General features: G+C 74.2%; 21 protein-coding genes. 7 read left to right on the top strand and 14 right to left on the bottom strand.

Features of this window, described 5'->3' with window-relative positions:
- Both VNF07_03785 and VNF07_03780 read left to right on the top strand, forming a co-directional pair.
- Positions 1-2,067, top strand: a 2,067-nt coding sequence (locus VNF07_03785) for a MurT ligase domain-containing protein (protein HVB05355.1), incomplete at its 5' end; no start/stop codon positions are given.
- 9 nt (positions 2,068-2,076) lie between these two features.
- On the top strand, positions 2,077-2,997 hold the full coding sequence (locus VNF07_03780) for a heme o synthase (GenBank protein HVB05354.1): 921 nt from the start codon (positions 2,077-2,079) through the stop codon (positions 2,995-2,997).
- Between the two features lie 27 nt (positions 2,998-3,024).
- Here VNF07_03780 and VNF07_03775 read toward each other — a convergent pair whose 3' ends face one another.
- The 6 genes from VNF07_03775 to VNF07_03750 are packed head-to-tail and all read right to left on the bottom strand — an operon-like array spanning position 3,025 to position 7,717.
- Entirely contained in the window at positions 3,025-3,636 is a 612-nt protein-coding gene (locus VNF07_03775; protein ID HVB05353.1) for a MarC family protein, read from the bottom strand.
- 7 nt (positions 3,637-3,643) lie between these two features.
- Positions 3,644-4,351 (bottom strand): PIG-L deacetylase family protein, encoded by a 708-nt coding sequence (locus tag VNF07_03770; protein HVB05352.1) that lies wholly within the window; start codon positions 4,349-4,351, stop codon positions 3,644-3,646.
- Positions 4,348-5,613 (bottom strand): hypothetical protein, encoded by a 1,266-nt coding sequence (locus tag VNF07_03765; GenBank protein ID HVB05351.1) that lies wholly within the window; start codon positions 5,611-5,613, stop codon positions 4,348-4,350. Before VNF07_03765 ends, VNF07_03770 begins: the two co-directional genes overlap by 4 nt.
- A 23-nt stretch (positions 5,614-5,636) precedes the next feature.
- Positions 5,637-6,026, bottom strand: coding sequence for an ACT domain-containing protein (locus VNF07_03760; protein HVB05350.1), 390 nt, complete (start codon positions 6,024-6,026; stop codon positions 5,637-5,639).
- A 58-nt stretch (positions 6,027-6,084) separates the two neighbouring features.
- Positions 6,085-6,747, bottom strand: a complete 663-nt coding sequence (msrA, locus tag VNF07_03755; GenBank protein HVB05349.1) for a peptide-methionine (S)-S-oxide reductase MsrA — start codon at positions 6,745-6,747, stop codon at positions 6,085-6,087.
- A gap of 40 nt (positions 6,748-6,787) precedes the next feature.
- Positions 6,788-7,717, bottom strand: a complete 930-nt coding sequence (locus tag VNF07_03750) for an aldo/keto reductase (GenBank protein HVB05348.1) — start codon at positions 7,715-7,717, stop codon at positions 6,788-6,790.
- Between the two features lie 83 nt (positions 7,718-7,800).
- Between VNF07_03750 and VNF07_03745 the strand changes: the two genes are divergently transcribed.
- On the top strand, positions 7,801-8,337 hold the full coding sequence (locus VNF07_03745; GenBank protein ID HVB05347.1) for a MarR family winged helix-turn-helix transcriptional regulator: 537 nt from the start codon (positions 7,801-7,803) through the stop codon (positions 8,335-8,337).
- Positions 8,334-9,980: an MDR family MFS transporter gene (locus tag VNF07_03740; protein HVB05346.1), complete on the top strand. Its 1,647-nt coding sequence runs from the start codon at positions 8,334-8,336 to the stop codon at positions 9,978-9,980. The genes VNF07_03745 and VNF07_03740 overlap by 4 nt, the downstream gene beginning before the upstream one ends.
- A gap of 7 nt (positions 9,981-9,987) precedes the next feature.
- Here the strand turns inward: VNF07_03740 and VNF07_03735 are convergent, their stop codons facing one another.
- The 4 genes from VNF07_03735 to VNF07_03720 are packed head-to-tail and all read right to left on the bottom strand — an operon-like array spanning position 9,988 to position 13,461.
- The gene (locus tag VNF07_03735; protein ID HVB05345.1) at positions 9,988-10,425 is read right to left on the bottom strand and encodes a DUF3151 family protein; all 438 of its coding nucleotides are present in this window, start codon (positions 10,423-10,425) and stop codon (positions 9,988-9,990) included.
- A gap of 52 nt (positions 10,426-10,477) precedes the next feature.
- Positions 10,478-11,326 carry an alpha/beta hydrolase gene (locus VNF07_03730; GenBank protein HVB05344.1) on the bottom strand — a complete coding sequence of 283 codons (849 nt, stop codon included), beginning with the start codon at positions 11,324-11,326 and terminating at the stop codon, positions 10,478-10,480.
- 9 nt (positions 11,327-11,335) lie between these two features.
- Positions 11,336-12,199 (bottom strand): arginine deiminase-related protein, encoded by an 864-nt coding sequence (locus VNF07_03725; protein ID HVB05343.1) that lies wholly within the window; start codon positions 12,197-12,199, stop codon positions 11,336-11,338.
- A complete protein-coding gene (locus VNF07_03720) occupies positions 12,196-13,461 on the bottom strand; it encodes a TIGR00300 family protein (protein HVB05342.1) in 1,266 nt (421 codons plus the stop codon). The genes VNF07_03725 and VNF07_03720 overlap by 4 nt, the downstream gene beginning before the upstream one ends.
- Before the next feature lie 135 nt (positions 13,462-13,596).
- Between VNF07_03720 and VNF07_03715 the strand changes: the two genes are divergently transcribed.
- Genes VNF07_03715 through VNF07_03705 form a run of 3 tightly spaced genes read left to right on the top strand, consistent with a single transcriptional unit; the run spans position 13,597 to position 17,043 of the window.
- Positions 13,597-14,901 (top strand): phosphodiester glycosidase family protein, encoded by a 1,305-nt coding sequence (locus VNF07_03715; GenBank protein HVB05341.1) that lies wholly within the window; start codon positions 13,597-13,599, stop codon positions 14,899-14,901.
- On the top strand, positions 14,888-16,285 hold the full coding sequence (locus tag VNF07_03710; GenBank protein HVB05340.1) for an FAD-binding oxidoreductase: 1,398 nt from the start codon (positions 14,888-14,890) through the stop codon (positions 16,283-16,285). The genes VNF07_03715 and VNF07_03710 overlap by 14 nt, the downstream gene beginning before the upstream one ends.
- On the top strand, positions 16,282-17,043 hold the full coding sequence (locus VNF07_03705) for an SDR family NAD(P)-dependent oxidoreductase (protein HVB05339.1): 762 nt from the start codon (positions 16,282-16,284) through the stop codon (positions 17,041-17,043). The genes VNF07_03710 and VNF07_03705 overlap by 4 nt, the downstream gene beginning before the upstream one ends.
- 6 nt (positions 17,044-17,049) lie before the next feature.
- Here the strand turns inward: VNF07_03705 and VNF07_03700 are convergent, their stop codons facing one another.
- The 4 genes from VNF07_03700 to VNF07_03685 all read right to left on the bottom strand — a co-directional run bounded on the left by VNF07_03700 (position 17,050) and on the right by VNF07_03685 (position 20,239).
- On the bottom strand, positions 17,050-18,234 hold the full coding sequence (locus VNF07_03700) for a Rieske 2Fe-2S domain-containing protein (protein ID HVB05338.1): 1,185 nt from the start codon (positions 18,232-18,234) through the stop codon (positions 17,050-17,052).
- Between the two features lie 99 nt (positions 18,235-18,333).
- Positions 18,334-19,104, bottom strand: coding sequence for a polyprenyl diphosphate synthase (gene uppS / locus VNF07_03695; protein ID HVB05337.1), 771 nt, complete (start codon positions 19,102-19,104; stop codon positions 18,334-18,336).
- A gap of 26 nt (positions 19,105-19,130) precedes the next feature.
- Positions 19,131-19,709 (bottom strand): G/U mismatch-specific DNA glycosylase, encoded by a 579-nt coding sequence (gene mug / locus VNF07_03690; GenBank protein ID HVB05336.1) that lies wholly within the window; start codon positions 19,707-19,709, stop codon positions 19,131-19,133.
- Entirely contained in the window at positions 19,706-20,239 is a 534-nt protein-coding gene (locus VNF07_03685) for a VOC family protein (GenBank protein ID HVB05335.1), read from the bottom strand. Before VNF07_03685 ends, mug begins: the two co-directional genes overlap by 4 nt.
- Positions 20,240-20,267 lie beyond the last annotated feature (28 nt).

Below are 20,267 nucleotides of genomic sequence, written 5' to 3'. Positions count from 1 at the left end.
TCGAGCGATCGAGCGGGGACCGCGGTGCCGGCCGCCCGTCTTCCACGGCGCGCCGCCGCGGCGCGCCGCGCGGTGCTGCTCGGGGGCGCGCTCTCCCGACGCGCCGGGATCGGCGGCGGATCGACCGTCGGCGGCCACCTCGGGCTCGCGCTCGAGCCCCGCCTCCTCTCCCGCCTCGGCGCCGGCCGGCGGATCGCCCTCGTGAGCGGCACCAACGGCAAGACGACGACGACGCGCCTCCTCGTCGAGGCGCTCGGCGGCAGCGCTGTGGTCGCCTCCTCGCTCGCGGGGGCGAACATGGCCGCCGGCATCGTGAGTGCGCTCGCGAGCCACCCCGCCCCCCTCGCCGCGCTCGAGGTCGACGAGGGCCACCTGCCTGCGGTCGCCGCGGCACTCGCCCCACAGGTGATCGCGCTCCTCAACCTGAGCCGTGACCAGCTCGACCGCACGAACGAGGTGCGCATGCTCGCCGGGCGCTGGCGGGAGGCGCTCGCCGGCTCCGAGGCGCTCGTGGTGGCGAACGCCGACGACCCGCTCGTCGTCTTCGCCGCCGAGGTCGCGGCGAAGAGGCGCTTCGTCTCGGTCGGGGGTCGCTGGCGGCTCGACGCCCGCCACTGCCCGCACTGCGGCGGCACCGTGGTCTTCGCCGAGGACGGCTCGTGGAGCTGTGCCTGCGGCTTCAGGCGCCCCGAGCCGTACGCGACGCTCGTCGACGACGCGCTCGTGCTCTCGGACGGGAGCACCCATCGCCTCGCGGTCGCCCTCCCGGGCCGCTTCAACCAGGCCAACGCGGCCGTCGCCGCGGTCGCCGCGGAGTGCCTCGGCGTCGCGCTCGACGACGCGCTCGCGGCGATCGGCGGCGTCGAGGAGGTCGCCGGACGCTTCGCCCGTCACCGCTCAGGCGACGTCGACCTCCGGCTGCTGCTCGCGAAGAACCCCGCCGGATGGGCCGAGCTGCTCGAGCTGCTCACCGCCGGGGAGGGCCCGGTCGTGATCGGCATCAACGCCCGCGACGCCGACGGCCACGACCCGTCCTGGCTGTACGACGTCCCCTTCGAGCTGCTCGCCGGGCGCGAAGTGGTGGCGACTGGGGAGCGGGCGCGCGACCTCGCGCTCCGCCTGCTGCACGCCGGCGTCGCGCACCGCACGCTGCACGACCAGGCCGCCGCGCTCGCCGCCCTCGGCGCCGGGCGCGCCGACTACGTCGGCAACTACACGGCCTTCCAGGAGCTGCGCCGGCTGCTCGCCGGTCCATCGCGGCGCGCCGCCGCGTCGGCGCCGCTCGTCGCGGCGCGGCCCGTCGTCGCGCACGGTGCGACGCGCGATTCCGCCGTCCGGGTGGTGGTCGTCCATCCCGAGCTGCTCGGCACCTACGGGGACGGCGGGAACGGCCAGGTGCTCGCCGACCGGGCGCTGTGGCGGGGCCTCGACGTCGAGCTGCTCCTCGCCCCCGCCGGGGAGCCGCTGCCGCGTGGCGAGCTCTACCTCCTCGGCGGCGGCGAGGACGGCCCGCAGGCCCAGGCCGCCGCAGCGTTGCGCTCCGGGGCGCTCGCGAGCGCGGTCGAGGCGGGCGCAGCGGTCTTCGCCGTCTGTGCGGGCTTCCAGATCCTTGGGCACTCCTTCCCCGGCGCGGACGGCGCTCCGGTCACCGGCGTCGGCCTCCTCGACGTCGTCACCGAGCGCGGCACCACCCGCGCCGTCGGCGAGCTCGCCACCGAGGCCGACCTCGGCGGGGTGGCCGTGCGCCTCACCGGCTTCGAGAACCACGCCGGCCACACGACCCTCGGCGAAGGGGTGCGGCCGCTCGGCGTCGTCGGGCACGGGACCGGCAACGGCGCCTCCGGCGTGGACGGCGCGTGGCAGGACAAGGTGCTCGGCAGCTATCTGCACGGACCCGCCCTGGCGCGCAACCCGGCGCTCGCCGACGCCCTCCTCGCCCTCGCGACCGGTGGGGTGCTCGCACCCCTCGACGACGCCGAGGAGGAGGCGCTGCGCGCCGAGCGCTTCGCGGCGCTCGGGCGGCGGGGCCGCGGCGCGCAGAAAAGTGGCCGCGCGCACGGGCGGTAGTCTCGGGTCGTGGACGCCAACGCCCTCGGGCCGGTCGGCCGGATGGCGACGCGCGTCGACCTCGGCGCGAAGGTGCGTGCCTACGTCGCGCTGACCAAGCCGCGCATCATCGAGCTCCTGCTCATCACCACCGTGCCGACGATGTTCGTCGCCGCGGTGCGCGTCCCCTCCGCCCGCCTCGTCCTCGAGACCCTCGTCGGCGGCACGCTCGCGGCGGGCGGCGCGAACGCGATGAACATGGTCTACGACCGCGACATCGACGCGGTGATGAACCGCACCAAGCGGCGCCCCCTCGTCACCGGCGAAGTGACGCCGCGTGCCGCGCTCGTGTTCGCGATCGCGCTCGAGCTCTGCGCCTTCGTCGTGTTCGCGACGACGGTGAACGTCCTCTCGGGGGTGCTCGCGCTCGGCGCGACCGCCTTCTACGTCCTCGTCTACACGATGTGGCTGAAGCGCTCTTCTCGCCAGAACATCGTGATCGGGGGCGCGGCGGGGGCGATGCCGGTGCTCGTCGGCTGGAGCGCCGTCACCGACCACCTCGCGCTCGCGCCGGTGGTGATGTTCGGGATCATCTTCTTGTGGACGCCGCCGCACTTCTGGGCGCTCGCCGTGCGCTACCGCGAGGACTACGCGAGCGCCAACGTGCCGATGCTCCCCGTCGTCGCCGAGCTGCCCTCGGTCGTCCGCCAGATCTGCGGCTACACCCTCGCGCTCTGGCTCTGCTCGCTCGCCCTCGTCCCGGTCGCCCACATGGGCTGGCTCTACGGGGCCGTGGCGGTCGTCGCGGGGGGCGCCTTCTTCTGGAAGGCGCTCTCGCTCCGTCAGGACGCGACCCCGAAGGCGGCGATGGGGATGTTCGGCTACTCGATCACCTACCTCACGGTGCTCTTCGTCGCGATGGGCCTCGACGCCCTCATCCGCCACCCCTGATCCACCGCCCGGCGCGGGCCCGCCGCGTCAGTGGGCCTGGACGAAGCCGCGGATCGACTCGGCCACGAGCTGCACCGCGATCGCCGACAGCAGCAGGCCGAAGATCCGGGTGAGCAGGTGGATCCCGCCCGGGCGCAGCGCCTTCAAGAGCACCGTCGAGAAGCGCAGCGCGACGTAGAGCACGACGAGCACCGCGACGAGGGCGGCGGCGATCGCGACCGCGTCGTGCACGCCGTGCGCCTGGCGGACGAAGACGATCGTCGCCGCGATCGCGCCCGGGCCGGCGATGAGCGGCGTGCCGATCGGCACGAGGGCGATGCTCACCTCCTCGACCTCGGTGTGCTCGCTCGCGCCGCCGCGCAGGAGCTCGAGGGCGACGAGCAGCAGGAGCAGGCCGCCGGCGCCCTGCACCGCGGGGACGGTGATGCCGAGGTAGTCGAGGATCTGCTGGCCGAAGAGGGCGAAGACCGCGATCACGCCGCCGGCGACGGCCACCGCCTCGGCGGCGAGGCGCCGCCGCGCGGCGGAGGTGCGCTCCGCAGTGAGGGCGAGGAAGACGGGGACGGTCCCGAGCGGGTCCATGATCACGAGCAGGGTGACGAAGACCTGGAAGAAGAGCTTGGTGTGGAAGGCGGTCACGGTGACCTCAGCCCAAGGTGGTGACGAAGAAGGCCTCGGCGTGACGCCCCGCCGCCATCCCCGCCTGCTCGGCGTTGCGCGCCGTGGACGAGCGGATCCGCTCGTCCATCGCCGCGGGGTCGGGGAGCTGGCTCTCGTGGCAGTGCAGCGCGGCGAGCTTGGCCTCGAGGTGCTCGGTGACGTCGACGTGATGGTTGGCGAGCGGGTGCGCCATCAGCCAGAGCTCGCCGACGGCGTGCGGCTCGAGGCCGGCGGCGAGCAGCTCGGGGAAGGCGAAGGGGTTGCGGGCATCGGGGTAGACCGCGGCGACGGCGGCCGCGCCGGCCGCGAGGTGGTCGGGGTGGCTCGCCGGCAGGCGGGTGTAGTCCCGCTCGGGGCTCTGACAGAGGACGCGGTCCGGGCGGTGGCGGCGGATCGCGGCCGCGATCTCACGGCGCAGCTCGAGGTCGGCGGCGAGCGAGCCGTCGGGGCGGCCGAGGAACTCGACGGTCTCGACCCCCACCGCCGCCGCGGCGCGGCGCTGCTCCTCGCGGCGGACCGCCGCGAGCTCGGCCCGTCCGAGCGCCCGGTCCGAGCCGCCGGCCTCCCCGTCGGTGCAGACGAGGTAGGCGACCTCGACCCCCACCTCGCGCCAGCGGGCGACCGTCCCCGCGGCGCCGAAGTCGACGTCGTCGGGGTGGGCGGTGACGACGAGGACGCGGGCGACCTCGTTCACGGCGCCTTCTTGAAGTGCATGTCCGAGAAGGTCCGGCCGTCGGGGTTGCGGTGCGGTGGCCGGTCGGGGAGGACGACCGCGGCGGGGAGGTAGCGCCGCGTCCCCGACCAGGGGACGTGCGGGGCGACGAGGAGGTCGGCGAGGCGGTAGGCGAGGTCCTCGTAGTTCACCCGCCAGCCGCGGAAGTGCGGCCAGGCCTCCTCGACGGGGCGCTCGATGACGTAGCCCGCGGCGACGAGCTGCTCGGCCGCCGAGGCGAAGGCCGCGTAGTCGAGCTGCAGGGGGCCGGCGGGGTCGGGGTCGTGGTTGAACTGCCAGCGCAGCGTCTTCGCGATCCGCCGCAGCGCGGAGAAGCCCATCCGCAGGCAGAGGCGCGCCTCGGACGGGGCGGTCGAGGGGAAGAGCGCGAGCTGCAGCGCCGCGGCGTCGAGCACCGCGAGGAGCGAGAGGAGCCAGGAGTAGCCGGCCACCGGCGAGCGGAAGAGAAGGAGCACCGGGTAGGTGCTGTGGCTCTCCGCGAGGTCCGCGGCCCACAGCTCGAAGGAGGCGTAGAAGTCACCGAGCGCGTCGATGGTCGAGACGAGCTGGTGTCGGAGGAGCACCTCCGGCCCCCAGGCGGGGATCCCGGCGCGGCTCTCGGTGAGGGTGACGAGCGACTCACGGCGCGCGAAGGACTGGTAGATCGCCGGCAGGTAGCCGATCTGCAGCGCGATCGTGATCGCCCCGGTGGCCGCCGCGAGCACGACGAGGCCGTCGTTGGAGCGGCCGATCGTGCGCGCCAGGCCGACGCTGAACAGCGACGCCGCCGCCGAGCGCAGCGCGTGCAGGAAGCTCGCGCTCCACGGCGTGAGCATCAGCGCGAGGCCGAGCAGGAAGCTCGCCAGGAAGGCGGCGAGCTGGATGAGGATCGCCGCCGGGCCGGCGATCGCGAGCAGGCCGTCCTTGGCCTCGTAGCTGCGCAGCGGTCGCGCCAGCTGGACGAAGAGCCAGTGCACCCGCCACAGCAGCGCACCCGTCGGCCGCAGGAAGGCCGAACGGCCGCGCGGCAGCACGAAGGTCGCGAGCAGGCTCGCCCAGGTGGCGACGAAGAGGGCGAGGCCGACGGAGAAGCACAGCTGCCGCACCTGCGCATCATCCCAGAGCCCCGCCGCGGGGCTCGGAAGGAGGGCCCGCCCGGCGCCAGGGCCGTCCCCGCCGCTTCCCGCGGAGCGCATCGCCGGCTTCTTGGAGGAGCACCACATGCTCGCGAGCGGCCTCGACACCTTCCCCGGCTGAGGGACGCCGCTCAGGGCTCGCGCGCTGCCCCGCCGATCCCCGACAGCACCGCGAGCGCCTCGTCGGCGCGCTCGACCGGCACGAAGAGGTGGTCGTGGTAGGCGCCGGCGACGACATTGCAGGCGATCCCCCGCGTCGCGAGGACGGTGGCGAGCGCGGCGGTGAGGCCGACCGAGTCGACGGGCGAGTGCACGCCGAGCGAGAGCATCGCGAACGGCGGCCCGCCGACGAGGCCGAGCGCCTGCGCCGCGGCCTCCTCGAGGACGAGCGTCGTCCCCTCCTCCTCGCGCACCATCGCCACCACCGAACCGTCAGAGAGCGGCGCGGCGGTGGCCGCGTCGGCGACGCTCGCGAAGACGAAGCGGCCGGGGCGGCGGCGCGCGTCGAGCGCCCCGAGCAGCCAGTCGAGGTCGTCGGGGTCGCTCAGCTGCGTGCCCTCACGACGGGCCGGCCTCCGCTCAGGCGCGCTCGGTGCTGAAGAGGCCGACCGGGCACGAGACGCCGGTACCTCCGAGGCCGCAGTAGCCGTCGGGGTTCTTCGCCAGGTACTGCTGGTGGTAGTCCTCGGCGAAGTAGAAGGGCCCCGCGGGGGTGATCTCGGTCGCCAGCTCGCCGAAGCCGGCGGCGGCGAGGCGCTCGCCGTAGGCACTGGCCGCGGCGGCCGCGAGCTCTGCCTGCGCGGGTGTCGTGGTGAAGATCGCCGAGCGGTACTGGGTCCCGATGTCGTTGCCCTGGCGCATGAACTGCGTCGGGTCGTGGTGCTCGAAGAACGCCTGCAGGAGGTCGGCGTAAGAGACCTTCGCGGGGTCGAAGGCGACGAGCACGCTCTCGGTGTGGCCGGTCCGCCCGCTGCAGACCTCCTCGTAGGTGGGGTTCTCGGTGTAGCCCCCGGCATAGCCGACGGCCGTCGTGATCACGCCCTCGATCCCCCAGAAGGCGCGCTCGGCGCCCCAGAAGCAGCCGAGCGCGAACTGCGCCGTCTCGGCGCCATCGGGATAGGGGGGGCCGATCGGCGTCCCGAGCACGAAGTGGCGCCCGGGGTCCATGATCGGCTCCGGCCGGCCGGGGAGCGCCGCGCCGGGCTCCACCATCGTCAACTTCTTCGCGAGGAGGTAGCGCATCGCGTGAGACTACGGTCGCTCGCGGCGCGCCCGGCCGCGCTCAGGGCCGCGGCGCGATGGCGTCGATCGCCGCGACGTCGTCCTCGCTGAGGCGCCACGAAGCGGTGGCGGCGTTGGCGCGCACCTGTTCGCCCGAGGTGGCACCGGCGATCACCGAGGCGATCTCCGGCTCGGCGAGCAGACTCGCGAAGGCGAGGTCGAGAACGGTGTGGCCCTTGGACTCGGCGAAGGCAATCAGCTGCTCGACGATCTCCATGTTCTTCTCGTTGGCGACCCGCTGGCGGCGCTCCTCGGCCATGCCGGTGATGCGCGCCCCCTCGGGGAGCTCGGCGCCGCGGCGGTACTTGCCGGTCAGCAGGCCGTTCGCGAGCGGGAAGTACGGGAGGTAGGCGACGCCGGCCTTCTCGCAGAAGGGGAGGACCTCGGCGGCGTCGGCGCGCTCGAGGAGCGAGTAGTGGTTCTGCACGCTCACGAAGCCAGCCGCGCCGGGCTGCACCTCGCCCTCCGCGTCGGCGAGCATCGCGGCGTCGAAGTTCGAGCAGCCGATCTCGAGGACCTTGCCCTCCGCGACGAGCTCGTTCAGCGCGCCGAGGGTCTCGGCGATCGGCGTCTCGGGGTCGGCGCGGTGCAGCTGGTAGAGGTCGATGCGGTCGGTGCCGAGGCGGCGGAGGCTGTCCTCACAGGCGCGCTTCACGTAGTCGGGACGAGCCCCCTTGTGCTCTGGGTCGATCTCCGAGCCGAACTTGCTGGCGATCACCGCCTCGTCACGGCGGGCGCCGAGCGCGCGGCCGAGGAACTCCTCGCTCTTGGTCCCGCCGTAGACGTCGGCGGTGTCGAAGAAGTTGATCCCGGCGTCGAGCGCCGCCTGCACGACCTCCGCGGTGCGGACGTCGTCGATGCGCCCGCCGAAGTTGTTGCAGCCGATCCCGACCACCGAAACCTGCAGTGCGCCGATGCTCCTCGTGTCCATGGCCGTCCTCCGGTCCGCGCCGCCGTCGGGGCGCCAAAAGATGTTTGCACAGCACAACAAAAGACTGATTAGGTTTTCAGCTTATGCCTTCCCACCCCCTCCCGCTCCCGCGGGGGAAGGCGCTGGGACCCCCTGCGAGCAGGGACTTCGCTGCCGACGAGGCGGTCCCCCGCCTCCAGCGGGCGCTCACGCGCGTCGTCCGCCTCACCCGCCCGCGCCTCCACCGCCCCGCCCTCGCCGGCGTCGGCGCCCTGCCGCTCGACCCCGCCGCCTACGCCACCCTGCTCCTGCTCGCGGAGCGCCCGGACTGCCGGCTCACCGAGCTCGCCGCACTCCTCTCGGTCGACGTCTCGACGACGAGCCGCCAGGTGGGCTCCCTCGAGCGGGCCGGCCTCGTCGTCGCCCGCCGCGACGACGTGGACCAGCGCGTGCGCCGCCTCGCCCTCTCCCCCGCGGGGAGCGCGCTCCTCACAGCGGCGCGTTCGGCGCGCGAGGAGGCGCTCTTCGGCTACCTCGCAGGCTGGGAAGCCGTCGACGTCGCTGCGCTCGCCTCCCTCCTCGAGCGCCTCGCCGAGAGCCTCGGGGAGCGCGCCGGCCTCGAGCTCGAGGAGGCGACGTGAGCGAAGCGGCCGCCGTCGTCGAGGGCGAGCACAACGCCTTCTCGCACCGCCAGATCCAGGTGATCTTCACCGGGGTGATGCTCGGCATGCTCCTCGCGGCGATGGACCAGACGATCGTCGCCACGGCGCTGCCGACCATCGCTGGCGACCTCGGCGGCCTCAGCCACCTCTCCTGGGTGATCACCGCCTACCTCCTCGCCTCGACGGTGACCACACCGATCTGGGGGAAGTTCAGCGACCTCTACGGCCGAAAGACCGTCTACCAGACGGCGATCGTGCTCTTCCTCGCCGGTTCGGCGCTCTGCGGCTTCGCGCACTCGATGAACGAGCTCATCGTCTTTCGCGGCCTGCAGGGGATCGGCTCCGGCGGGATCATCTCGGGGGCGATGTCGATCATCGGCGACGTCCTCTCCCCCCGCGAACGGGGCCGCTACCAGGGCTACACGATGAGCGTCTGGTCGTTCGCGAGCATCTCCGGGCCGGCGGTCGGCGGCCTCATCACCGAGCATCTCTCGTGGCGCTGGTGCTTCTACGTGAACCTGCCGATCGGCGCAGTCGCCCTCATCGTGACGAGCGTCGTGTTGAATCTCGACTTCACGCGCGTCCCGCACCGCATCGACTGGGCGGGCGCGGCGCTCCTCGTCGGGGGGATCAGCTCGGTGCTGCTCGTCACGGTCTGGGGCGGCGGCGAGGACGGCTGGCTCTCGCCGACGATCATCGGCCTGCTCTTCGGGGCGGTCGCGCTGATCGCGCTCTTCGTCCGCCAGGAGCAGCGCGCGCCGGAGCCGATCCTGCCGCTCCGGCTGTTCCGCAACCCCACCTTCCGGCAGATGAACGCCACCGGGTTCCTGGTGGCGATGGCGATGTTCGGTACCACCGCCTACCTGCCGCTGTTCCTGCAGACCGTGACGGGCATCCGCCCGACCCTCTCGGGGCTGCTGCTCATGCCGCAGTCCTTCTCCTCCACGATCGCGGGGATCGTCGTCGGCCGCCTCGTCTCGCGCACCGGGCGCTACAAGCGCTACCCCGTCGTCGGGGCCTGTCTCATGCCGACGGGGCTGCTCCTGCTCTCGACGATGAACGAGCACACCCCCGAGCTGCTCGTCGCCGCGTACATGGTCATCCTCGGGACCGGGATGGGGATGATCGTCCCGGTGATGATGATCGGGCTGCAGAACTCGGTGCAGCGCGAGGACCTCGGCACGGCGACCTCCTCGAACATGTTCTTCCGCAACATGGGGGGCTCCTTCGGCGTGGCGCTCTTCGGCTCGGTGCTCACGGCCCGCCTCACCCACTACTTCCCGCTCGTCGTGCCGCGCGCCGCGGCGGCACGCCTGCACCTCAGCGCGAGCCGCATCGCGCTCAGCCCCGCCGCGATCCGCGCCCTGCCGCACGCGCTGCGCGGCGGGCTGATCGACGCCTTCGCCCTCTCGCTGCACGCCGTCTTCCTCGTCGCCGGGCCGGTCGCGCTCGTGACGCTGCCGATCCTGCTGCGCGTGCGCGAGATTCCGCTGCGCTCCGCCGCCTACGTGCGCGACGCGGCGCGCGCCGCGCTCACCGAGGTCGAGGTGGGCGACGGCGACGGGCACCCCGACGACAGCGCGCCCGGGGGTCGGGCGCCGCTGCAGGCCGGAGCGCGCTGAGCGCTCCTCAGAAGCGGCGGCCCCAGTCGGGGTCGAGCTGCACGAGGAAGAGCGCGCAGCGCTCCTCCTCCTCTTCCTCGCCGATCGCCCCCGCGGCCTTGCGCAGCGCGTTCAGCGCCGCGAGGAAGCCGCGGTTCTCCTCGTGCGACCAGCGCACGTAGCCGGTCCCGTGCCAACCCGCGCCGCGCAGCGTGTCGAGGCCGCGGTGGTAGCCGACGCGGGCGTAGGCGTAGGCCTCGGTCTCGTCACGAGCGAGGTCCGAGAGGGCCGCCCAGGCGTCGAGATAGCCGGGGTGCTCCGCGCAGACGAGGGCGACCTCGGCGCGCCGGAGCGAGGCCTCGGCGGCGAGCGCGCGCTCGAGCGCCTCGCGCCACTCGTCGGGGACGGCGGGCAGCACCGTCTCGGGGAGGCCGCTGCTCAGCTGCACGGGGTGCTCGTCGCTCATCGCCAGATCCTCCCCGAATCGGCGGCCCTCCGCCAGTGGCCGCGACCGGCGCTCAGGGGCGCGCGAGCCCGAGTGAGTCGAGGAAGCCGCGCACGAGGGCGTTGAACAGCTCGGGCTCCTCGAGGTTGACGCAGTGGCCGCTTGCCGGGAGGACGGCGAGGCGGGCGTCGGGGAGGTGGCGCCACATGAACAGCCCCGGCTCGACGCAGCCGTCGTCGCCGTCGCCGAAGAGCACGAGCGCCGGCACCTCGGTCGCCTCCAGCTGCTCGCCGAGGGTGAGGATCCCCGGTCGCTTCAGCTGCACCTCGCGGTAGATGTGGGCGGCGGCCGACGGCGAGCGGTCGGCGAGGCGGCGGCCGAGCTCGGCCCAGCCGGCGGGGTCCTTCTCTTTCAGCGGGAGGCGCGTCGGGTCGCCCTCCATGAAGCGGTGCAGGCCCGCCATCCCCTCGTTCTCGATGACGGCGAGCATCGCCTGTGCCTTCTGCTCGAAGCGCTCGCGGTCCGAGCTCCCCGAGCCGCAGCCGGCGATCACGAGGCCGAGGCAGCGCTCGGGGTGCTGGAGGCCGAAGTTGAGCGCCACGTTCCCGCCCATCGAGAGGCCGGCGACGACGGCCCGCTCGATGGCGAGGTGGTCGAGGAGACCGAGCAGGTCGTCGATCATCAGCTGCTGGGAGTAGCCGCCCGCCTCCTCGGGGACAGACGAGGCGGGGTAGCCACGGGCGCTGTAGACGACGTTGCGGTAGTTACGCGAGAAGGCCGAGAGCTGGGGCGCCCAGCTGCGGTAGTCACCGAAGTACTCGTGGCACCAGACGATCGGGGGGCCCTCGCCGACGTCGAGATAGCCGATGCGGACACCGTTGAGCTCTGCGCTCGAGGGGGCGAGCGGCGCGTCTGTCGACATGGCCCGACGCTAACCAGGCCGCGCCCGGCCCGCGTCCGCTCCGCCCGCTCCGCTGCCGAGAGTGACGTCGAGGGCGAGGGTGAGGCAGCGCGCGCCGCCGCCGGCCTTCAGGAACTCGCCGACGTCGACGGTCACGACCTCGAGGCCGATGCCGCCGAGCAGCGTCTCGAGGCGCGGCGTGCAGTGCGCCATCACGATGCGGTCGCCGACGACTACGGAGTTCGCGCAAAAAGCGAGCGCCTCCTCGTCGGTGAGCAGGATCGGCTCGGGCACGAGCCCCTCGACGACCTTCGCCCCGTAGCGGTCGAGGCCGAGCGGCGCGACGAGCGCGTGGCGCTCGTCGAGGGGGCAGAAGACGAGGTCGAGGTGGTAGAGGCGGGGCTCGACGAGCTCGACCGAGCGGACGGCCACCCCGAGGAGGCGGGCGAGCTCGGCGTGGGAGGCGATGTCGGAGCGGCTCCGGTAGCCCGAGAGGAGGACCTCGCCGAAGGGGAGCGCGTCCCCCGCGCCCTCGTGGCGCAGCTCGACGGGGAGCGAGAGGACCTGGTAGCCCCGCTCGCCGAACCACGCGGCGTCGACGGCGGTCTCCCCCTGGCGCTCGGGGTGGCGGAAGTGCGCCGGCACGAAGCGGCGCCCGCTCACCACCCCCGCGTTGGCGGTGAAGACGAGGTCGGGGAGGCCGTCGACGGGAGGCTGCACCTCGATGCTCGCCCCCACGGCGCGCAGCGCCGCGGCGAGGCTCTCCCACTGCTCGGCGGCGCGCGCCGGGTCGGCCTGCACCGCGGTGTGCATCCAGGGGTTGATCTCGTAGAGCACCCCGAAGAAGCGGGGCGGGCACATGAGGAAGCGGTGGCCCCACCCGAGCGGGCTCATCGCGCCGTCGGCACCAGCTCGTCCGCGAGGTCGCGCAGGAACAGGCCGACGTCGGTGACGATCCCGAGCGCCTGGTGGCTCCCCCGGTCGGCGAGCTTGGTGACGACCGCGTGGTTGATGTCGACGCAGTAGGTGAGGACCGAGGCGGGGAGGATGTTGCCGGTCGCGATGGCGTGCAGCGTGGAGGCGAGCATCACCGCCGCACCGACGCCGGCGATCTGCTCGCGCATCGCGTCGGCGGCGGCCACCACGTCGCGCAGCACGTCGGGGAGGGGGCCGTCGTCGCGCAGCGACCCGGCGAGGACGAAGGGGATGCCGAGCTCGACGCAGGTCGCCATCACGCCGCTGCTCAGGTAGCCGCTCTCCACCGCGGCGGCGATCGAGCCGGCGCGGCGGACCTCGTTGATCACCCGCAGGTGGTTGGCGTGGCCGCCCTCGGTCGCGAAGCCGCCACCGAGCGAGTAGCCGAGCGAGGTGCCGAGCACGTTCGACTCGATGTCGTGGGTTGCAAAGCCGTTGCCGGCGAAGAGCAGGTCGACGAAGCCGCCGCGCACCAGCCGCTCCAGGTCGGGACCGGCGCCGGTGTGGATCACCGCCGGGCCGCAGACGAAGAGCAGCCGGCCGCCGGCCCGCTTCGTCGCCGCCAGCTGGCAGGCGACCTCCGCGACGAGCAGCGCCTTCGGCTTCTCCGAGGAAACGTCGGAGTTCATGAACTCGAAGCTCGCGTTGCCCCGCGGCGGCGTCGGCGCGAGCACGCGGATCCCCCGGTGGCCGACGGCGACAGGCTGGCCGGCGCGCACGCGGTGCATCGGGAGGGTGCGGGCCCGCCCCTTGTCGACGACGAGCGCGCAGTCCATCTCGGGGTTCCCCACCTCCACCCAGTGGCCGGCGGCGTGCACCGAGGTCGCGAGGTTGGTCGTCGAGTAGAAGCCGGCCGGGAGGATGCCGTCCGCCGGCGCCGGTGCGAGCTCGACGTCGCCGAGCTCGGCGCGGTTCACGCCGTGCACGTGCAGCTCCTCCAAGAGCCCCGCGAGCGCCGCCTCGTCGCGGGCCGCGACGGTGAAGGTGGCGCGGCTGAGGTCCCTCGAGGAGCGGCCCACCTGCACCTCGAGGTCGAGGTAGTCCGCGCCGGCGGCGAGGATCAGGTCGAGCACCTTCGCGAGGATCAGCGAGTCGATGATGTGGCCGGCGAGCTCGACCCGCTCGTGGGCCGCGAGGTCGCCCGCCGCGAAGGAACCCGCTCCGAGAGCCCCCGAGTCCATCGGCCACCTCCTTCGCCCGCTCCCGACGCTACCAATGGCGGCGCCCCCTCCCGGGGTGGAGATCACCAGGTCGGCAGGCGATTAACCTCTCTGCGCTGGAGCGGGGGCTGGCGAGCGCCCCCGCCGGAGGGCGAGGTGGGACGAGCACGGGAGCGGGGCGGGCGTCGTCGCGGCGCGCGCCCGCTCGGGGTCGGCCCCGGGGGCCCCCGCCGCGAGGAGATCGGCCCCGAGTCGCGGCGGGAGCGACGACGGCGACGGCGCCTCGGGTGGCGCTTCGCGCTCACCCGCCACCCGCTGCGCACCCTCAGCTGCGTGCTGCTCCTCGCGCTCGCTCCGGTGGCCGTCTCCGCGGGCGCGGCCCTGCGCAACCCGGCGCTCGGTCCCTTCGCCGGCGCCCGCCTCGCCGAGTGGGCCCGCGAGCACGGCGGCGGCGGCCTCGTCGACGGGGTCGAGAACTACTGGTACCGCCACCACCCGCCGCCCCTCGGCGGCCGGCCGGCGCGCGGCGCGATCCCGGCGACCCCCGCCGCGGCCCCGGTGCAGCCAGTCGCCTGGCACCTCCCCGAACCGGCGCCGATCACCCCGATCGACTCGCCTGCCCTCGCCGGCGAGGGCCTGTGGCACCCCGCCGGCCGCCTCGTCGCGGGGGTCCCCGCGATCTACGAGGCCTTCCTCCGCCCCGACCCGGTGCACACGAGCCTCGTAGCGGGGGTGGCGTGGATGGACACCAAGCTGCTGCGCGCCGCGCTCTATCCCGGCACCTCCATCCCCGGGGGCGGCCCCTACGCGAACCGCGTCCCGGTGCCGGCCGCCGCCGCGGCGACGCTCGACGCCGCCTTCAACGCCGGCTTCCGTATGAACCAGGCCCAGGGCGGCTACTTCACCGACGGTCGGGCGGTGGTGCCGCTGCGTGACGGCGCGGCCTCCTTCGTCATCGACAAGGACGGCGCGGTGCAGATCGGCTCCTGGGGCGAGGAGGTGGGGATGTCGGCGCAGGTGGCCGCCGTGCGCCAGAACCTCGACCTGCTCGTCGACCACGGCGCGCCGGCGCCCGGCATCGACAACAACGACCAGGCGAAGTGGGGCTTCACCCTCGGCAACTCGATCGATGTCTGGCGCTCGGGGGTGGGCGTCACCTCTGACGGCGCCCTCGTCTACGTCGGCGGCCCCGGCCTCGATATCGTCACCCTCGCCAACCTGCTCGTCGCCGCCGGTGCGGTGCGGGCGATGGAGCTCGACATCAACGTCTACTGGGTGAACTTCTCGACCTACGCGCCCCCGACTGGGGCCAGCCTCGCGACCCCGGCGAACGGCAGCGACCTCCTCGCCTCGATGGACGGCGGCGCCGGCCGCTACTTCCAGTCGAACTGGAACCGCGACTTCTTCACGATGAGCATCGACGCCGCCGCCGCGCCGAAGGCCCCCCTTGCCGCCGGCTGAGACCGGCGGGCGCGTCCTGCTCACCGGCTTCGGGGGCGGGCAGGGGACCGCGGCCGAGCTGCGCCGCCCCGCGAGCCGCGCCGAGCTCGTCGAGCTCGTCGCCGGGCTGGCGGCCGCGGGCAGGCCGATCCTCGCCCGCGGCCTCGGTCGCGCCTACGGCGACGCCGCCTGCTCGGCGGGGGGCGCGGTGCTCGACACCGGCGCGCTCGACCGCCTGCTCGCGCTCGACGCCGCGGCCGCCACGGTGCGCGCCGAGGCGGGCCTCTCCCTCGACGCCCTCCTCCGCGAGAGCCTGCCGGCCGGGCTCTTCGTGCCGGTGACCCCCGGCACCCGGCACGTGAGCCTCGGTGGCGCGGTCGCGGCCGACGTGCACGGGAAGAACCACCACCGCGAGCAGAGCTTCGGCACGCACCTGCGCGCGCTCGAGCTCGTCGGCGCGACAGGGCCGCGGCGCCTCACCCCCGACGAGGACGGCGAGGCCTTCTGGGCGACCGTCGGCGGGATGGGCCTCACTGGCGTCGTCACCGAGGTCGAGATGGAGATGATCCGCGTCGAGAGCGCCTACATGCGCGTCGACACCGACCGCGCCGCGGACCTCGAGGCGGCGATGGCGCTCCTCACCGAGGGGGACGACCGCTACCGCTACAGCGTCGCCTGGGTCGACTGCCTGGCGCGGGGCTCGTCGCTCGGCCGCTCCGTCCTCACCCGGGGCGAGCACGCGCTCGCGAGCGAGCTCTCCGGGCCGCGTGCCGAGGCGCCCCTCGCCTACGAGCCGCGCCGCCCGTTCGCCGTCCCCTTCGCGCCACCGCTCTCGGCGGTGAACGCCCTCTCGGGCCGCGCCCTCAACGCCCTCTGGTATCGCAAGGCGGCGCGCCACGCCGAGGCGGAGATCCAGACGATCGCGAGCTTCTTCTACCCCCTCGACGGCCTCGCCGACTGGAACCTCCTCTACGGGCCGCACGGCTTCACCCAGTACCAGCTCGTCGTGCCCTTCGCGGCCGCGGCGGTCGTCGCGCGGGTGATCGAGACGCTGCAGCGCGAGCACCAGGCCGTCTACCTCGCGGTGCTGAAGCGCTTCGGCCCCGCCGACCCCGCCCCGCTCTCGTTCCCCGAGCCCGGCTGGACCCTCGCCCTCGACCTCGCCCTCGGGCGCCCGGGGCTCGCGCACGCCCTCGACCTCCTCGACGAGCTCGTCCTCGCCGCCGGCGGCCGCGTCTACCTCGCGAAGGACGGCCGGCTCTCCCCCGGGCGCTTCGCCGCGATGTACCCCCGCCTCGGCGAGTGGCGCGAGGCGGCCGCTCGCCTCGACCCGGGCGGCCACTTCGTCTCCGACCTCTCCTCGCGGCTCTCGCTGCGCCACGACCGAACAGGAGCACCATCGTGATCGACGCCACCGGAATGCCCCAGCGCGCCGTCGTGCTCGGCGGGGGCTCGGACCTCGCCCGCTCGCTGCTCACCGCCCTCGCGGCCCGCCGCCTGGAGGCGGTGCTGCTCTGCGGGCGCGACGAGCAGGCGCTCGGCGCCGTCGCCGAGGAGGTGCGCGCCGCCGGGGTGAGGGAGGTGACGACGGCGCACTTCGACGCCCGCGAGGGCGCGGCCGCCGACGCGCTCGCCGCCCTCGCCGCCGAGCGCCTCGGGACGATCGACCTCGTCGTCGTCGCCGCCGGCCTCCTCGGCCACGCCGACCTCGACCGCCTCGACGCCGCCGGCGTCGCCGAGCAGCTGGAGACGAACTTCGTCGGGCCCGCGGCGGCGATGATCGCCTTCGCCAAGGTGCTGCGCGCCCAGGGGAGCGGCGTGATCCTCGTCTACTCCTCGGTCGCGGGGCTGCGCGTCCGCCGCTCGAACTTCCCCTACGGCGCCTCCAAGGCGGGCCTCGACGGCTTCGCGCAGGGCCTCGGCGACGCGCTGCACGGGAGCGGGGTGCGGCTCGTGCTCGTGCGGCCGGGCTTCGTGGAGACGAAGATGACCGCTGGGATGGCCAAGGCGCCGCTCTCCGCGACGGCGGGGCGGGTCACCGCCGACATCGTCGCCGCGCTCGAGGGTGGCCGCAGCGTCGTCACCACCCCGAAGGCCCTCGCGCCGCTGTTCGCGTTGCTGCGGCTGCTCCCCCGCCCGCTCTGGCGGAGGCTCCCCTTCTAGGCCCGGTCAGCCGTCGACGTAGAGCTCGCCGTCCGGGCCGAGGGCGATCGGGATCGAGGGGAGGGGGCTCGTGGAGGGGCCGTTCACGACAGCCCCGGTGCGCGCGTCGTAGACCGAACCGTGGCAGGGGCAAGCGAACTGCTCGGTCGAGCGCTCGAAGTTCACCGTGCAGCCGGCGTGCGTGCACACCGCGGAGAAGGCGACGTAGCTGCCGGCCAAGGGTTGCACCACGTAGGCGGGGATCTGCTGTGCCGGGTCGGTGAAGCTCGCCGCGCCCCTGACGGGGACGTCGCTCGCCTTGCCGATCGCCGTCCCCTTCGGCGCCCGCCCGCCGCCGGTCGTCGTGGTCGGCGCCCGCGACGTGGTCGTCGGGGCGGCGGTGGTATCCGTCGGGCCGCCGGTCGTCGTGGTCGGCGCCCGCGACGTGGTCGTCGGGGCGGCGGTGGTGTCCGTCGGGCCGCCGGTCGTCGTGGTCGGTGGCGCGCTCGTGGTCGTCGGAGCGACCGCCGGGGTCGTCGTCGAGGGGTCGCTCGGGAGGGTCCCGATCGTCGAGGCGCGCCCGGCGGATGCGAAGTGGCGCCCGAGGAGGGCGTCGAGACCTCCCACCACCGCCGCGAGGGCGGCGAGGCCCGCGGTCGCCCCGGCGCGCTGCAGAAAGGCGCGGCGCTCGACCGCCGGCCGGCCGCGGTGCGCGGCCACCTGTCCGGTCGCGGCGCGGCGCGCGAGCAGCGCGTCGAGGGAGAGCTCCCCGGGGCCACCGAGCGCGAGCGGCGTCCAGGCGAAGAGGAAGACGATGTCGGCGCCGTAGTAGTAGGGGCTGTCGTTGAAGCTCACCGTGAGGAAGAAGCTGAGCGCGAGCAGCATCCCGCCGAGCGCCGCAAGGCGGCCGAAGAGGCCGGCGAGGGTGCCGAGGCCGACGGCGATCTCCCCGGCCGAGATCACCACCGCGACGACCGTCGGGGCGTGCAGCGCCGGGTCGAGCAGGTGGTGCAGCGGGCTCGTCGTGATCGAGCCCTGCAGCTGCGCGAAGAACGAGCCCGGCGCGTGGCGGCGGAAGAAGTTCGGGTTCGCGAGCTTCTGCAGCCCGGCGAAGGTGAAGGTGACGCCGAGGAAGGCGCGCAGCACGAGCAGGTTGCCGCCGGGGCGCGCGAGGAGGCCTCTCACCGCGCCCGCCCGCCCGTCGTTGTGCATGTCCTCCGTCTCTCTGCGCGCCGCGGCGCGCGGGTGACACGTTCCGCGGCGCTCGGTCGCCGGGGCGCGCGCCCCCGGCGCGGCCCGGGCGCCGGTCGCTCACTGCCCGAATCGGCGCTCCCGGCGCGCGTAGTCACGGAGCGCCCGCAGGAAGTCGACCTTGCGGAAGGCCGGCCAGTAGGGGTCGACGAAGACGCACTCCGCGTAGGCCGACTGCCAGAGCAAGAAGCCCGAGAGGCGGGCCTCGCCGCTCGTGCGGATCACGAGGTCGGGGTCGGGGAGGTCGGCGGTGTAGAGGTGGGCCGAGAGCGCCGCGGCGTCGATCCCCTCGGCGAGCGCCTCGCCGGAGAGGCCGGTCGCGCTGAGCTCGGTGACGAGCGAGCGGCAGGCGTCGACGATCTCCTGGCGGCCTCCGTAGCCGAGGGCGAGGTTGAAGTGCCAGCCCCCCGGCGCGCACCGCTGCTCGGCCTCCTTGGCCGCCGCGGCGAGGTGGCGGGGCAGGAGGTCGAGGCTGCCGATGATCTGCAGGGAGAAGCCGAGGCGCCGCCCGAGCTCGGGGAGGTGCTGCAGGAGGTCGATGAGGACGGCGAAGTAGGGCTCGAGCTCGTCGGCGGGGCGAGTGAGGTTGTCGATCGACAGCACCCAGGCGGTCACCGCCGGGGCCTGCAGCTGCGCGCACCAGCCGAGGAACTCGCTCAGCTTGGCCATCCCGATCTCGTAGCTCTCGCGGTACTCGAGGAGCCCCTCGGCGCGCGCGTAGCGCCGGTGGCCGTCAAGGATCACGCCGATGTGGCGGGGCAGCACGTCGCGACCGAGGTGACCGGCGATGCGGCGCTCGTAGACGCGATACAGCGGTGCCGACCAGGCCATCTCTCCTCCTCGGGACGAGACGGTAGTCAGCGGCTCCCGGCCGCGGGGCGCGCCGCCGCCCGCAGGGCGGAGAAAATCTCGGCCAGCTCGGGGAGTTGGTAGCGGGCCTGCAGTCCGCTCGGGTTGGGGAGCACCCACAGGCGGGCGGGGCCGAGGCGCTCGGGCTGCTCGCCGATCGCCGCGTGCGCGCCGAAGGCGGCGTTGTAGGCGCCGATGCCGAGGACGGCGACCACCGCCGGCGCGAGCGCGTCGAGCTTGTCGGCGAGCGCCGCGGCGCCCGCCCGCAGCTCGGCGCGGGAGAGCTCGTCGGCGCGGGCGCTCACCCGGTCGACGATGTTGGTGATCCCGAGGCCGACCGTGGGGAGGTGGAGGTCCTCTTCGGGCAGCCACTCCCGCTCGGTGAAGCCCGAGCGGTGGAGGACCGGCCAGAAGCGGTTCCCCGGGCGGGCAAAGTGGTGGCCGACCGCTCCGGAGTACAGGCCCGGGTTGATCCCGCAGAAGACGACGTCGAGGCCGGGGGCGAGGACGTCGGGGACGCAGGCACCGACCGCGGCGGCGAGCTCCTCCCGGCTCGGCCGCGGGCGGGGCGAGGCGCTGCGGCTCAGGGGGCTCTCCCGATGTCCTGGCGGGCGAGGACCTCTCGGTCGACGATCCCGGTCTCGCCGTAGCGGACGACCGAGGCCTCGATGGCGGCGACGATCGCCGCCGGGTCGTCGTCGAGGTCGACCGCCTGCACGTAGGGCTGGCGGGCGGACAAGCCCGTCTGCCAGTAGACCTCGCAGCGGTTGCCCTCGGGGTCGAAGAAGTAGACGCCGACGGCGTTGCCGTGCGAGACGACCATGTCGAGCGGCACCTCGTGCTCCACGAAGCGCCGGTAGTAGCCGGTGACGTCCTCGAGCGAGCCGCAGCGGAACGAGATCTGCTGCACGACGCGCGCCTCGCGCCCGGCGTTGCGCCCGGCGACGAGGAGCAGCTCGTGGTGCTCCTCCTCGGGCTGCGCGGAGAGGAAGACGAGGCCGTTCTCCAGGTCCTCGTCGGTCTTGGTGAGCCCGAGGAGCCCGGTGTAGAACTCGATCTGCGCGCTGAGGTCGCTGCAGTACAGCCCCACGTGGCCGAGGCTCGAGATCGCTGGCATGGGAGACCTCCTCGTTGCGGTGACCCAC

The sequence above is a fragment of the Acidimicrobiales bacterium genome (genome assembly GCA_035533595.1).
GTDB lineage: Bacteria > Actinomycetota > Acidimicrobiia > Acidimicrobiales > Bog-793 > DATLTN01.
Note: the sequence above shows the minus strand (reverse complement) of the source record. Positions and strands in the feature narration are given on the sequence as shown.